This window comes from Cellulophaga sp. BC115SP (assembly GCF_009905545.1).
Lineage (GTDB): Bacteria > Bacteroidota > Bacteroidia > Cytophagales > Spirosomataceae > Flectobacillus > Flectobacillus rivi.
The window spans coordinates 51,917-66,921 of the sequence record NZ_JAAALB010000032.1 but is presented as its reverse complement, the minus strand read 5'-3'; the positions used below and the strand labels follow the sequence as shown (position 1 = coordinate 66,921).

The window sequence follows — 15,005 nt, the reverse complement described above, 5'->3', positions numbered from 1 at the left end:
GCAATGGAAAATGTGAAGGGTATTATTGGCGACAAAATTACCTACACAAAAGGTCCTTATGAAGCAATCAAAGATGCAGATGCTGTATTGATTATGACAGAATGGCCACAATTCCGTACCCCAGAGTTTGAGGTAATGGATGTGTTGTTGAAAAACAAAGTAATCTTCGATGGTCGTAACTTGTATGAATTAGACCAAATGAAAGAACTAGGCTATACTTATTATTCAATAGGTAGAGACGCAGTAAAATGATGAGCGGTAAAAGAAATTTATTACCTATTTAATATGAAAGTATCAACAGCTAAACTAACTGACGTTCTCATCATAGAGCCCGCAGTATTTGGAGATTCAAGAGGACTATTCTTTGAGTCGTTTAACAGTATAACATGGAAAGAAAAAGGTCTACCTTACCAGTTTGTTCAGGATAACCAGAGTTTCTCTTCTAAAGGTGTTTTAAGAGGATTACATTTCCAGAAAGGCGAATATGCACAGGGCAAGTTGGTGAGAGTTATTAGTGGGAAAGTACTTGATATTGCTGTCGATTTGCGCCCAGATTCTCCCACATTTAGTCAGTGGGAATTCTATGAATTGGATGACATCTCCAATAAAATGATTTATATCCCAACAGGTTTTGCTCATGGATTTTTAGCATTAGAGAATAGTATATTTTCTTATAAATGTACGGCAGGATACCATAAAGCCTCAGAAGGTGGAATTATCTGGAATGACCCTACGCTGAATATTGAATGGCCAATTTCTGACCCAAATGTATCGGAAAAAGACTTGATTTTGCCTACCTTTGAAACCTATAAAGTAGAACTGGGTCTTTAACGAAAATAATAGATAAATGAATATACTTGTATTTGGAGGCGTTGGGCAATTAGGCCAATGTATACAGAAAGTTGCAGAGCAAAAGAATATCAGTGGCTTAATTTACTTAGATGAAAAAGAGGGAAATATCCTTAATTTAGATCTTCTAAAGGCATTGTTTCAAAAATATACCCCAAGTTATGTAATCAACTGTGCAGCTTATACTGCGGTAGATAAGGCTGAAGATGAAGTAGAAATTGCTCGTAAAGTCAATAAAGATGGTGCTGCTAATTTGGCTGTATTAAGTGCTGAGTTTGATGCTACGCTGATACATATTTCTACCGATTTCGTTTTTGAAGGTAATCAGACAGGCTTGTTGACAGAAGAGGACATCGCAAATCCAGTTGGTATTTATGGTTTGACAAAACTAGAGGGTGAAATAGCCATTCAGGAGGCAACTCAAAAATACTTTACCCTAAGAACTAGCTGGTTATATTCAGAGTTTGCCAATAATTTTGTCAAAACGATGATCCGTCTAGGCAAAGAGCGCTCGGAGCTAGGTGTAATTGTTGACCAAGTGGGTTCTCCTACCTATGCAGTTGATTTGGCTGAGGTAATTATACACATCATCCAAAATCAAAGTACTGCTTATGGACTTTATCATTACAGCAATGAGGGTGTAACATCTTGGTATGATTTTGCGGTAGCCATCTTTGAACTAGCAGGTTTACCTACTTATGTAAAGCCACTAAAGACTTCTGAATACCCGACCAAGGCAAGCCGTCCTGCATATTCGGTTATGGATAAATCTAAAATTAAAGCGAAGTTGAATGTTAATATACCGCATTGGAGAGAGAGTCTGATGAAGTGTATAGCAGTTCTTTAATTTAATATCGTATTGTGAGCTATAAACATTAATCAATAAATTGTAATTTGACACTCACAGAAATTGGATTATATTTAGATATTATAGTTTTATTTTCAAGGCTCATCCATATTGGATGAGCCTTTTTTTATGAGTGAGTTTATCAAAAATAGAATCTGTCTCATTTCTGCAAGACTTTCCATTACCGTTCAATAAATTCTACCTTGCAATACGGATAAAAGGCGAGAGACAAAATTGTATTTTTTATGGAAAAGGACTAAATTTGAATAACGTAAGTTTTAAGCTTTGTCTAACACACAAGCATTTCAACTTAATAACAATCCTGCCACTAATCCCAATGAAGAGTGTGCTCATTACATTAACATATGTTCCATACTCTGAATATTTAAGACTAAGTTCTCTTTTCAATTATTTCATTTTACCGGTTGCTTATATAATAATAACATCAGCTTAAGCGAAATATCTAAATAAGGGTTCTTATGTTTTCAAAATTTTTCACTTTTTGTCTTTTCTTGCTCTCTTTCAATCTTGATGCTCAAAATCCTGTACAGGGTTTACGTTTGGGAGCTTTGGCTTCATCCACTGGTATAGGAGCTGAGATTAGTTACCAACCATATTTTCGTTCTTTGAACTCTTGGCGACTTAGGGTAGCGTATACTCATGTAGCTTTTGCAAAGCCACAGCAATTTGGTATGGATAAAGGGAAAAGTATAGACTTAAAACCTAATCTACAAAAAAAAGTAGCTCAATTATTACTAGATTTTTTCCCTTTTAAGCAAAAACGGTGGCATATAAGTACTGGTTTGGCTTATAATGTAGATCAAACGTATCGTTTTGAGGTAAGTACAGAAACAGGGGTATCCTTAGGAGGTATTGATATTGAAGCAAATGATTTTGGAACTATAAGAGGAGGAGTAAAATGGAATACTTGGATGCCTTATCTTGGATTTGGATATTTAGCTAATTTATACCGAGAAAAAATATGGCTAAATATAGATATGGGAACTTACTATATGGGTAGCCCGAAACTTGATATTACTTACGATGGTTTTTTGGAAACAACAACCTTGGATGAGGAAATTCCCAAAATCGAACATAATCTCCGCAATTACTCATATTATCCCTACATATCTCTTGGTCTGGGATGGAAGTTTTAGTCAAAATAATCCTTAATCTTTGGTAATTATGCGTAATACATATTTATATATCTTACTATTTTGTTTAGTTTTAAGTTGGGCATGTGAGAATCCATTAGAGGGCTTTGCATTAAGATTTAAAGAGCCAATTGATAAAGCCAAATTAGATATTCGTGTATATAATACGAATGGAGTGTTACCAGAAGGACTCACTGTTAGATTTGGAGGACCTGATTCAAGCTTAGTAGTAACAAATCTAAATACTAAAAAATTTAAAGTTAGTCCAGAAGGTGTGATGATTGTGGCTGTGAATCCTGAGGTTATACCCAGTACTGACAATCCAATTAAATTCTCAGTAATTGTGGAAGCGCCTGGATATACTAAAGTCGTTAAGAGCTTAGTTTATACAAGTCAAGCTAATAAAAGTTTATCAATACCGCTATTTAGTATAACCAAAGCGCCAACAGGAGTAACTGTAACGCAGTGGGATGAATTGAATTTTAAAACCAACCAAACGTTTAGTTCATTAATTACAGGTAAGACAAACAAGAATCAGGTAACTTTACAAGCTGAAACAGTCATAAAAGATGCTTGGCAAAATATCATCATAGGTACATGGAGCTTGGTAGCACAGTATTTTGACCATAGAGCAAGAGGTTATTTACCAGGAGGAGGAGTTGCCACAAACGCTGTTGATGATAAGGGAAAAGCTCTTTCTGATCCATTTGATTTACCTAATATTGCAGGTTTTGTATATCTAGAAATGGCAAATGAATTAGGACAAACTGCTAAAACATTATCTAAGTCATTGTTCTATTCCATGGATTTAAGTAATATTACTCAAAATCCACAAACTGGAAAATCCTTGGCTGTTGGAGATATTATCCCTATTATATCCTATGATATAGATACTGGTCAGTGGAAATTATTTCAAAATTATAAAGTAGAAAAGAATCTAGAGACAGGAGCCCTATTTGTAAAATTTGAGGTTAATACACTCGGCTATTGGATAGCGGGTTGGCCAAGAACTATCTGTCGAAAAGGGCCTACCTTTGCCTTTAAAAGTCAATTGAAAAATGTAGATTTGACCTATTATTGCCAACTTATAGATGCTCAAACCTCGAAAGTCTTTCGTGAGTACTATTTGAATATCAACGATGGGGCAAGGTTTACTGTGACTTATATTCCAATGGATGTACAACAAGTACAGTTGAGAGTAACAGCTTTGAATAATTATACAGGAGGGGATCGAACTCAAATTTTAGGAACATCAGCCATTGTTGGATTGTGTGAAGATAAAACATTAGAGGTAGATGTGAGCAAACTGGCAGTGCCAGTAGTTACATCAGTATTATTCAACGTGGTTTGTCCAACAGGAATGACTGTTGATCCTACAGCACTCCCAGCGCAATTCAGAATTCAAGTAAGTGCGGTGGGTGCTAATAGCTGGAGAGATTTATTAACGCTGACAAGATCATCTACTACGGCAACCACCTATCGTGTATTAAGGAATAGTCGTTACGATTTTAGAGCTAGTACCGATGGTGGAGTTACTTGGCCGTATAAAGAAAATAATAAACTCATGAATACTGCCAATGTAACCTATAAAATAGAGGATAAAAGTTTTTGTAAATAAGGTGATTATTATTACCATTAGGTTCCATAGGTAAATTAGTAAGATTATGAAAAGTTTAGGGCACTATCGATTATTTTCAGACATACTTTTTGTTGTAGTGTCATTTGTGATGGCAGCAACTATTAGTGGACGTGAGCCCAATAAATTAGATGCAGGAATTGTCGTGTTTTTAATGGTAGCTTGGTATTTTTCAAGTAAAGCAACTAACCTTTATGATGACTTCCGTACAGTGAAGTTTATTGATGAATTTTTGTTGGTTTTACCAAATATTATGGTGCAAATGATGGTATTGGTAACATCATTCTTTATGTTGGACGACCGTATGCATGCGCGTAAAGTGGTTTTACTTTTTGTTATAATTGCTACAGTTGTCCTAACAATTAAAAAATATTTAGCCAAAAAGATAGCTCAATTTCGTAGAATCAACGGAAAAAATGTACGGAAGGTTGTAATTGTTGGAGCAAGTGATACAGGAATGTCTTTTTACGAAATGATCAATAACTCCTCTCAATATGGTTATAAAGTTGTAGGTTTTGTAGATACCTTTAAGCCTGTGCATCTTAATGGGATGTATAAGGGAACGCCGCAAGATTTGGAGCGTGTGTTGCATGAGACCGATGCCGATGAGGTAATCATTACCCTAGAGAAGTTTGACCAAGAACAGTTAGATACTATTATCAAAACTAATGATAAATTAGCCGTACGGACACGTATTATCCCAGACTATTTCCGCTTTAATTCAAGCCGATTCAGTGTGGAGATGTTTGGTAAATTTCCAATTGTTACGGTTCGTCATGAACCTTTGGATTATTTACACTGGCGAGTACTAAAAAGAGGCTTTGATATCGTGTTTAGTTTGTTAGTTTGTACCTTGATATTTTCTTGGTTATTTCCCATTTTAGCTATTTTGATTAAACTGAACTCTAAAGGACCTGTCTTTTTTATTCAAGAACGATGGGGAAGAGGGAGTAAGCCCATCAAATGTTTTAAGTTTCGGTCGATGCGTGTCGACGCGCCTGATATGGACAAGACAGGTAAGTTTATGCAAGCAGGGCAAGATGACCCACGAATCACAAAGATTGGAAGATTCTTGAGAAAGTCAAACTTTGATGAGTTACCTCAGTTTTTAAATGTTATTATGGGTGATATGTCGGTGGTTGGTCCACGACCACATGCCGTAAAACATAATATTGAGACCATGGGTAAAATCGATAATTATTTGGTTCGTCACTGGGTAAAACCAGGCATTACAGGCTTAGCGCAGGCTAATGGATACCGAGGAGAAACGACGGACTTTAACTTAATGAGAAAAAGAGTACATTTTGATATTTGGTATATCGAAAACTGGAGTTTTTGGTTAGATATCAAAATCATTTTTATGACGGCTTATAATATGATTAAGGGCGAGCCTAACGCCTATTAGTAATAAATATAAATGGATGCTCTTAATTTTAAATATTGAAATTTTTAAGGTATGACCAATAATAATTATGTAATCATCATGGCTGGCGGAGTAGGAACAAGATTCTGGCCTTTCAGCCGTATTTCTAATCCAAAACAGTTTCATGATGTACTTGGTACAGGTAGGACATTGTTGCAACAAACTGCTGACCGTTTTGAAGAGGTATGTCCCCAAGATAATATCTATGTAGTAACCAGTGAAGATTATGTAGATTTGGTATTAGAACAGTTACCATTTTTGCGTAAAGAACAAGTATTGGCAGAACCTATTCGTCGTAATACTGCTCCTTGTGTAGCTTATGCTTCTTACAAAATTGCCAAAGCAAATCCTGATGCCAATATAGTGGTTGCACCAGCCGATCATATTATTCTCAAGGAAAAAGCCTTTGAGTCTAAAATATTGACAGCGCTTGAGGCTTCTGCAAAAGGTGATGTATTAGTAACCTTAGGTATTAGTCCAACCCGCCCTGATACGGGTTATGGATATATTCAATATACTCAAAACGAAGGAGAAGTAAAGAAGGTGAAATCCTTTAGAGAAAAACCTAATTTAGCGCTAGCACAAGAGTTTTTATCTAGCGGAGAGTATGTTTGGAATGCGGGGATTTTTATTTGGACGGCTAGAAGTATTTGTCAGGCATTTCAAAAGCATTCTCCTCGTTTACACGAAATTTTTGAGGCAGGTAATGATGCCTATTTTACAGAACAAGAAGAGCATTTTGTCCATAATGCCTACCAAAGTTGTGAGAGTATTTCGATAGATTATGCCATTATGGAAAAATCTGACAACGTACATGTAGTATTAGGAGATATAGGTTGGTCTGATTTGGGAACATGGAAATCATTGTATGAAGTGTCTGAAAAAGATGATTTAGGTAATGTAATAGATGGAAATACTATGCTTTATGATGTGAAAGATAGCATTATCAAAACTCCTCAAGGCAAGTTGGTAGTTATTAAAGGCTTAGAAAACTTTATTGTGGCTGAATACGATAATGTTCTGATGATTTGTCCTAAAGATCAGGAACAAAAAGTAAAGGACTTTGTAGCAGATGCAGGAGAAAAAGATAGCTGCTTTATATAGGTATCTTTAAGGAGGGCTAGTAAAACTATTACAATATTAATTTTGCATAAAGAAGGGCGATAGATTTATATTTCTATCGCCCTTTTTATTCTATAATAACCTTTGAAATACTTCTTTCCAACGACGTTTTGCAATTGGTACAATGGTACCATCAGATAGTACCAAAGAGGTTTTATTGTAAGAGATCACAAATTCTAGATTAATAATAAAGGCTTTATGAACTCTAATAAATTGATTAGACTTGGCTACAAGTCTGGGTAATAATTCCTTTAAAGTAATTGAGAAAATTTCAGGAGGACGCTCAATTTGTTTAATGATTGAATAATTAATATTTGCCTGAATATAAATGATGTTTTCGAATGGAATAGTTACATCATAACGCGGTCGATCTTTAAACTCAGGAGGGCAAGGATCTAGTAAGTATGGGTAACAATTTTTAGTCATATAATATTAGGTGTTAATGAGGTAGAGCTGGGTATTCTAGAGTAGACTAGAAATCCATAAATAATTGTTTGTTTTTAAAGTTGTAGTTTTCCAAAATTTGCATTTCCTTATTTAATTCTCCAAGTTTTTTCAATCTACCTAAATGGCGCTCATGATGTAAATCTGTACCGATTAAATCATACAACTTATTTTTAAGTAGATATTTGGCACAGTCTTTAATATCTGGACCATAATATCCTTCGATTGAAAGTATGTTCAATTGCAGTAGACATCCCAAATCTTTTAATCGTTCAAATGCTTCAGGCGTTTTATGCCAATATCTATATCGTTCTGGATGAGCAATCATGGGTGTATAGCCTCTTTTTGTCATCTCAAAAACCCTTTGTTCGAAGTTCATTAAAGGCGCAATCATAGGGTATTCAGCCAAGATAAATCGAGGTTGAGGAAATGCTATAATGTCTTCTCTTTGAAGTAATTCCGTAAAATTATCATCAATGTAGTATTCTGAAGAAGCATATAATTCAATATTCAAGCCTTTCTGAAGTGCTGCTTTTTTTACATCAGCCAATTTTTCTCGAATAATAGTTGGGGTATTGGGATACACTTCCATCCGAATATGAGGCGTTGTAATGAGCTTTTTAAATCCAATATTTTGAAGTTCTTCTATCAAAAATAAACTAGTTTCAATATCGGGAGAACCATCATCAATACCAGGCAAAAGATGAGAGTGAATATCAACAACCACCTGATTAGAGAGGAATTCGATAATTCGGTTTTGTTTACTTTGTTGCGATTTGAAAAAAGAGAACATAAATTTAATTAAAAGAAAAAGTTTACTTAGTATAATAATCGTCTGTATGGTAATCAAAGATAAAGCAAACAGAATAGAAATCTCCTACCTATAGCTAATTGAGCTATAATTATTGATGATAATTATTTACACGTGCCTATAAAACTGTAAAATTAGCAAAATATCATTTTGGGCACTAAAGTAAAATATTAGAAGCTAATTAGAATTTAGGAGCTTACTGACGAATAATATGTGTTGATACGTTTTTATAAAAGTTAAAGGAGAATTTTAAATTAGAGATGAAATATGGTTTTGAGTCGATAAAATTATCCTAACTATAGGGCTTACAAGTATTTTTTTACACATTTATCCTCATGATTACCAATGTTATAGTGAATATTCTTCGATAGCATAAGAAATATTGCAAATATCAAATAACTAATGGTAGACTAAATATCATCATTATCAAATAAATATTTTTTTGTAATATTGTATGAAATACTTGTACAATTTAATTCAAAGAGATTCTTGCTAGATTTATAGATAACCAAGTAAATAATCACTAAATAATATTTTAAATAATCACTAAATAAAATGACCACAGTAATTGTTTTACTTTCAGCTATTGTTGCTTCTTCATGTATTGAAGCGATTATAGAGACAAGCGATTTGTTTACATCTCGCCGCTCTAGATAGTGAAGAAAATTTCAGAAAGCCAATCGGGAGTGATGGTGAAGTATGAAATGAAATTTTGACGTAAACGTTCCTTAGTATTTAATAAACGCCGCCTTCGTCAGTATTTCATATAGCACGCAAACGAGCTAATAAACATCAAGGCTTCCTTCATGTTTAATAGCTCGTTTTTATTTTGAGAAATCTCATATGATTGAAAACCATAATCACTATTAATAGAACTCCTAACTTCTTGCAAAATCGTCGTACTGTGTCGTGTTATCGACTAATTGACGAATATTCTTCCAATTTTTTTTCTCAGATGTGTATCTTTAACTTTCGATGAAGAGATAGGGGATAACCACTGATTACCATGAGTTTACTTGCTAAAAAATTAAATATTCTAATTGTCGAGGATCATGACGAGGAGTATAATCTTTTATTGGATTGTATTCAGAATTCTGGTGTCCTGACGGAGCATATTGTACATGCTAAAACTGTTGCTAAAACCAAGGACTTTTTGCTCGGTGAAATGAAGTTTGATCTGTTGTTCGTTGATTTAAACTTAAAAAACCATCAGGATACAGAATTTTTCTTGCAAATTATGGACTGGGTCGATCACAAATTATCCATTGTGGCTCTTTGTGAAGTGGCTGCGCCAGAAACTACGCTACTAGCGCTTATCAATGGTGCCAAGCATTATTTGATAAAGGGTGACTATGACGAGCAGGCTGTTGAGAAGGTTATTAAAGATTGCTTTTCTCTTGTTGAATCTACAGGAGGCTATTTTGAAAATAGAGAGTTTTTGGGCGATGGTCTTGCCCTTGGTGCTGTGTGGGATATTGATTTGATTCATCACCAAGTCAAACGCTCTGGGAAGCAATTTTATGAATCTTTAGGATACAACAATGATGAATATAATAAAGAATTTGATTTTTGGGAATCAAAACTGCATCCAGACGATTCTCAAAGGGTAGTTAGTACGATTCAAAAATCATTGGCTGATAATACCAAACGCTATTGGGAGGTTGAATATCGTTTTCGTAAATCAGATGGTTGTTATACTTGGGTCAACGAGAGGGGTTATATATTAAATGATTCGTTTGGAAGACCTTTTCGCATCATTGGTGCGATTATTGATATAAATGACAGAAAGAAAAAGGAGGGGCAAATCCAATTTCTTGATCACCAACTAGGAGCATACTTTTTTCATAATCCTTATCCCATGTGGATTTATGATAATGATAGTTACGCTTTTTTGGAGGTAAATACTGCTGCTATTCAGAAGTACGGTTATACTCGAGATGAGTTTCTACAAATGACTTTAAGGGATATTCGACCTGCTCAAGATTTGGTGCAACTCAAAAATCTTCCGAAAGATATTGTGTCATCCAATCCTGTTAGACATTGGCAGGTAAGACACCTGAAAAAAAATGGTGAAATCATAGACGTGGAGGTTACCGCAACGGATATTCAGTTGACCAATGTAATGGCAACCAAAGTGATGGTTATTGATATTACAGAGCAGTTGCGGGCTCGAAATGAGCGTACGTTTGTGTTGGAGGTGGTAGAAAAACTTCGACAAGAATCTCATTTATTGGATGGACTCAACGCCATTCTCAAATATGTAAGAGAATATATTCAGTGGCAATACGGTGAAATTTGGCTTACTGATTCTTCATGCGATAGTATCAAAATGATAACTCATGATTTTGATACCAATGCTCCTGTTGATTTACAAACTTTTGCTACCCCAGTTGCATTTACTTCTATCCCTATCGAACAAACGGTGTTTAGACGCAAATCTAAGCATCAGAAAACGTATTGGATTGAAGATTTGAATACAGAAGAGTTGTTTCAACGAAAACAACTGGCCAAAGAACTTGGATTGCGTTCTGCGTTTTCGGTGCCCATTAGTTATAAAGATAATTATGTGGCTTGGGTGGTTTTTTTTAGTGACAAGTTTAGTCGGAAAGATGTTGCGTTAATCAATTTAGTCGAAAGTATATGTCGCCAATTGGGCTACGAAATCCGCAGACGTAACTCCGAAGAGCAACTTCAGTATATCTTCAAATTTAGTCGAGATTTGATGGGTATGGCCAATCCTCGTGGATTTATGACGCAGGTCAATAATGGTTTCAAGAAGGTATTGGGTTACGATGAGCATACTTTGACGACCAAACCGATTCATCGATTTATTTATCAAGAAGATTGGCCGATTTTGCAAAACGCCCTAGATGAATTACGTAATGATAGGGTCAGTTCGCCGTTTGAACTACGCTGTGTGGCGGTGGATAATAGTATTAAGTGGATTAATTGCACAGTGACTCAAATTCCAGCAGAAGATTTGATTTTTATTTCGGGTAGAGACATTACTCGCAGAAAAACAAGCGAAGATGAACGTGAAATGCTCATTAAAGAGTTGCGAGAAAGTAATAATGACCTAAAGCAGTTTTCCTATATTACGTCACACAACTTGCGAGCACCGTTGTCTAACCTTTTGGCAATATTAGACCTCATTAATCCTAATAATGTCAAGGATGAAATGACTTTATTTTTACTTGAAAAATTTAAAGAGTCAACTCATGCCTTAAATCATACGGTAAATGATTTATTGGACATATTAGTTATCAAAAATAATGTTAATATTGAGCAACAATCTTTAGATTTAGAAAATGAGCTTCATAAATCGTTAGAAAGATTGACTTATTTGCGTCAAGATAAAGAAGTAACGATCACAATGGATTTTTCAGGTGGAAAAGAAATCTATTTTAATGCTACTTATCTGGAATCCGTTTACCAAAATTTGATTACGAATGCTTTTAAATACCAATCGCCTGATCGTAATCTTGAGCTAAGAATCTTTACTAAAGAAACAAAAGGCTTTTTAAAACTTTATTTTGCTGACAACGGAATAGGTATCAATTTACAGCGCCATGGCGATAAAATCTTTGGTTTGTATCAACGATTTCATCATCACCCAGACAGTAAAGGTTTAGGGCTATACATCATTAATTCGCAGATAAGAGCTTTAGGAGGAATGATCGACGTACAAAGTGAAGAGGGAGTTGGGACTACGTTTATTGTTTCTTTCAAGAAAAATTAATTGATATTAGCCTTGAAAAAGAATTGCCATTTTTTATGGTTGATTGATTAAATAAGACAAACAAAAGTACAGAACTCTTAGCTGTGATTTTGAGATAAATGAAAATCTGGTTTATACACGAAAATCCTTCGCTTATACGATTTTGTATGAAAGTCTAAAATAGTATTAGTTAATTAGTAATTCAGAATAAAAGTTAGGTTTTATTGATGTAGATGTAACAGGAATATTTCACAAATAAGTATAATTGAAAAAACTCATTGGTGGTTGTACTTATTTTGCGCTGTAAAGACCTTCATTTTACCCTAACTTAATTATTTGAGGTTCGTAAATTTATAATTTAAAATGATGATTGAAAGTGTACTCGTTGTAGATGACGATTTGATAGCACTCTCACTTTGTGAGTTTGCCATCAAGAATAGTGGCTTTTCGAAGAAGGTTCAGACAGTAAAGAATGGAAGAGAAGCACTAGACATATTTTATGCACTAGAAGATGGTACATCTCCAGACGGAATTGTTCCTACACTGATTTTTTTGGATTTGAATATGCCCGTAATGGATGGATGGGATTTTTTGAAAGCTTATCTTCAAAAATTCGCTGCGCAATATCCCGAAACTAAGGTGTGTATCCTTTCTTCGACTATCGACCCAGAAGACTTTGTAAAGGCTGGAAAGTATAAGATTGTACTTGAGTTTATTAGCAAACCTCTCACCATGGAGATTTTGAATGAGCTCAAAAAAAGCAGCCAATTGAAGAAATACTTTAATTAAGTTTGCCCGCGATAGGCATTAGGCTTTATGCTGTACGCAAAAAGAATCAAAGCTTCTTGCGAAATTATTAATGCATTTTTGCTTAGTGCCTATGGCTTTTACCAAAAGAGTAATAATACAATTTTATTTTACATTGTCTCTAATTGAATACCATAGCAGATGTGTTATACTGAAGACTTGAAATTTTCTTTTTGTTCGAAATTCCAAATCATAAATCTGAAATTGTCCTACTCAATCGGAATACACAAGGTAGCTATAACCATACCTTCTTGTTCGCTAAAAAGTAATTTCGCTTTGCCATTATACATGTGATTGAGCCTTCTTTCAAGATTTTTTAGGCTTGTTCCATAAAAATTATCCTTCTTTTCAAGAACTCCCGTATTTCTGACGATAATATACAAATGAGTTTCTTCGCTTCGGGTGTGAATAAAAAGCTCACCGCCTTTTCTCAATTTACTTACTCCATGCTTAATGGCATTCTCTACAAGCAGATATAAGGACATAGAAGGAATACGAAAATTCAAGGATTGATTTTCGAGCTTGAAATGATAGGTAAGTCTTTTATCAAATCTAATTTTCTCTAAATCAAGATATTGTTGCATCATCAGTAGCTCATCCATGAGCTGTATCATTGGCGTTTCGCTGATAGTTAGCGATTTTCTGAGAATATCCGATAATTGAATAATGGATTTTTGAGCTAAGGGAGGGTCTATTCTAACTAAAGCTTTGATAGAGTTTAAGGAATTGAATAAAAAATGGGGATTCAATTGACTTTTCAGGCTATCTAACTCGGTGCTTCGGATGAGATTTTGAACAGTTGCTTCTGTACGTAGATCCACGTAAAACTGTTTTACTGTACGAATAGAAAAGTATAAAGAAAGCCAAATACCTGTGCCTAATAGACCAATAACTGATGTTTGGATCCAAGTAATGCTATCAAAGGAAGGATGAATAAGTGTTATACATCCTTTGTAGGCAAGCGAAAATAGTAGAGCAGAAGCAAGCAGAAAGCCAAAACTATACTTGATATTGCGATTGAGCAAATGTAAGCTGAATTGAAATTTGGCAAGAATGCTATACAGTGCATAGCCAATAGCATGCCCAATAATATTAAAAGGTATGACAAGCATCATCCATTCCCAAATCGTAAGTGGCGATTGGAGAATAGCCAAGAGCATACATACACTAAAACCTAGCCACCCAAAAATTTGAGCAGACCAGTAAAGGCGGTTCATTTTCATCGAATCAATTAGTTGTAACTAAGAGCGTTTCTTAATGGGTTTGATAAAATGCGGTATCATTGCACCAGAAACTCGTCAATAGAATTGCTTCTACGACTCATAACAAAATAGCATAAATCAACTCTGGGTTTGGAAACCAAGAGTGAATTCTTTGGTTAGAGATAAAAAACCGAGTGAAATGTCATAATTACATTGCACTCGGTTACAAAAATAGAATAAGTATTGAAATATCCGAATCCTTCGAGAAGGAAATAAAATCAAAAAAAATCTACAAAATACTTCAGTTAACGACACTTTGGTTACATTGGACTGCTTAACAATCTGTGGTATAGTGAAGTATCATAGCAAGTCGGCTATCTTGGTTTTGTAATATTTAAGAGAAATGTGGAACTAGCGCAGAGTGCTGTTTGATCTCTTTAATAACCTTCAAGGTAAGGGGCTTGCTGATAAATTCGATAATGATGTCGTAATTGCTGGCTCTCTGTATATCTCTTGGATCGATACTCGATGAAAGAACAATGATGCGAGTTTCTGGAAAAAGTTTATTAAATCCTTTACGGATAAATTCATCTAGAAAATCCCAACCATTCATAACAGGCATATTCAAATCTAAGAAAATGATTGCAGGCACACTAATATTCGTATTGTTAGAATCATCTACAATATCGTTGAAATAATCGATTGCTTCCTGCCCATTTTGCGCTTTATCGACCTCTTCGGCAAAGGTAAAGCGTTTTATGACCATATCACAAAGTGATAAAGTGACAGAGTCATCGTCTACAAGTAAAACTTTCTTCAACATGTTGGTAATCATAATTTGACAGTGGTATATGAGGCTGAAGCGCTCTTGTAACAAATTAAAAGGTGTTAGCAATCACATTGTGCCTTATATACGAAGATTTTTGTTGGGCGGACTTTTCGTAAGAAATTTAATATCAATGATTTTATGGGTATGGCTGAAAACCACATAA

Annotated in this window: 13 protein-coding genes; 9 read left to right on the top strand and 4 right to left on the bottom strand. The window is 34.8% G+C overall.

Going from position 1 to position 15,005, the window contains the following annotated elements; translation table 11 throughout:
* From GVN22_RS19475 to GVN22_RS19445, 7 genes are all read left to right on the top strand, one after another.
* Nucleotides 1–252 (top strand): UDP-glucose/GDP-mannose dehydrogenase family protein (locus GVN22_RS19475; protein ID WP_240915712.1); only part of this gene is annotated, 252 nt, incomplete at its 5' end.
* A 33-nt stretch (nucleotides 253–285) separates the two neighbouring features.
* Nucleotides 286–831 (top strand): dTDP-4-dehydrorhamnose 3,5-epimerase, encoded by a 546-nt coding sequence (gene rfbC / locus GVN22_RS19470; RefSeq protein WP_166552678.1) that lies wholly within the window; start codon nucleotides 286–288, stop codon nucleotides 829–831.
* A 16-nt stretch (nucleotides 832–847) separates the two neighbouring features.
* Entirely contained in the window at nucleotides 848–1,696 is an 849-nt protein-coding gene (gene rfbD / locus GVN22_RS19465) for a dTDP-4-dehydrorhamnose reductase (RefSeq protein WP_166552677.1), read from the top strand.
* A 479-nt stretch (nucleotides 1,697–2,175) separates the two neighbouring features.
* A complete protein-coding gene (locus GVN22_RS19460) occupies nucleotides 2,176–2,853 on the top strand; it encodes a hypothetical protein (RefSeq protein ID WP_166552676.1) in 678 nt (225 codons plus the stop codon).
* Nucleotides 2,854–2,881: 28 nt separating this feature from the next.
* Complete coding sequence (locus tag GVN22_RS19455) at nucleotides 2,882–4,468, top strand: hypothetical protein (RefSeq protein ID WP_166552675.1); 1,587 nt, start codon at nucleotides 2,882–2,884, stop codon at nucleotides 4,466–4,468.
* A gap of 46 nt (nucleotides 4,469–4,514) precedes the next feature.
* The gene (locus tag GVN22_RS19450; RefSeq protein ID WP_166552674.1) at nucleotides 4,515–5,891 is read left to right on the top strand and encodes an undecaprenyl-phosphate glucose phosphotransferase; all 1,377 of its coding nucleotides are present in this window, start codon (nucleotides 4,515–4,517) and stop codon (nucleotides 5,889–5,891) included.
* Between the two features lie 51 nt (nucleotides 5,892–5,942).
* Entirely contained in the window at nucleotides 5,943–7,013 is a 1,071-nt protein-coding gene (locus GVN22_RS19445) for a mannose-1-phosphate guanylyltransferase (RefSeq protein ID WP_205690969.1), read from the top strand.
* A gap of 90 nt (nucleotides 7,014–7,103) precedes the next feature.
* Here the strand turns inward: GVN22_RS19445 and GVN22_RS19440 are convergent, their stop codons facing one another.
* Both GVN22_RS19440 and GVN22_RS19435 read right to left on the bottom strand, forming a co-directional pair.
* Nucleotides 7,104–7,457 carry a LytTR family DNA-binding domain-containing protein gene (locus tag GVN22_RS19440; RefSeq protein WP_166552673.1) on the bottom strand — a complete coding sequence of 118 codons (354 nt, stop codon included), beginning with the start codon at nucleotides 7,455–7,457 and terminating at the stop codon, nucleotides 7,104–7,106.
* A gap of 46 nt (nucleotides 7,458–7,503) precedes the next feature.
* Nucleotides 7,504–8,268: a tyrosine-protein phosphatase gene (locus GVN22_RS19435; RefSeq protein ID WP_166552672.1), complete on the bottom strand. Its 765-nt coding sequence runs from the start codon at nucleotides 8,266–8,268 to the stop codon at nucleotides 7,504–7,506.
* A gap of 1,024 nt (nucleotides 8,269–9,292) precedes the next feature.
* On the opposite strand from GVN22_RS19435, the gene GVN22_RS19430 reads away from it, so the two are divergent.
* Both GVN22_RS19430 and GVN22_RS19425 read left to right on the top strand, forming a co-directional pair.
* Nucleotides 9,293–12,025: a PAS domain-containing protein gene (locus tag GVN22_RS19430; protein WP_166552671.1), complete on the top strand. Its 2,733-nt coding sequence runs from the start codon at nucleotides 9,293–9,295 to the stop codon at nucleotides 12,023–12,025.
* 342 nt (nucleotides 12,026–12,367) lie between these two features.
* Nucleotides 12,368–12,793, top strand: a complete 426-nt coding sequence (locus GVN22_RS19425) for a response regulator (protein ID WP_240915711.1) — start codon at nucleotides 12,368–12,370, stop codon at nucleotides 12,791–12,793.
* Between the two features lie 227 nt (nucleotides 12,794–13,020).
* Here the strand turns inward: GVN22_RS19425 and GVN22_RS19420 are convergent, their stop codons facing one another.
* A complete protein-coding gene (locus GVN22_RS19420) occupies nucleotides 13,021–14,028 on the bottom strand; it encodes a sensor histidine kinase (RefSeq protein ID WP_166552670.1) in 1,008 nt (335 codons plus the stop codon).
* Nucleotides 14,029–14,407: 379 nt separating this feature from the next.
* Complete coding sequence (locus GVN22_RS19415) at nucleotides 14,408–14,848, bottom strand: response regulator (RefSeq protein WP_166552669.1); 441 nt, start codon at nucleotides 14,846–14,848, stop codon at nucleotides 14,408–14,410.
* Between the last annotated feature and the right edge of the window lie 157 nt (nucleotides 14,849–15,005).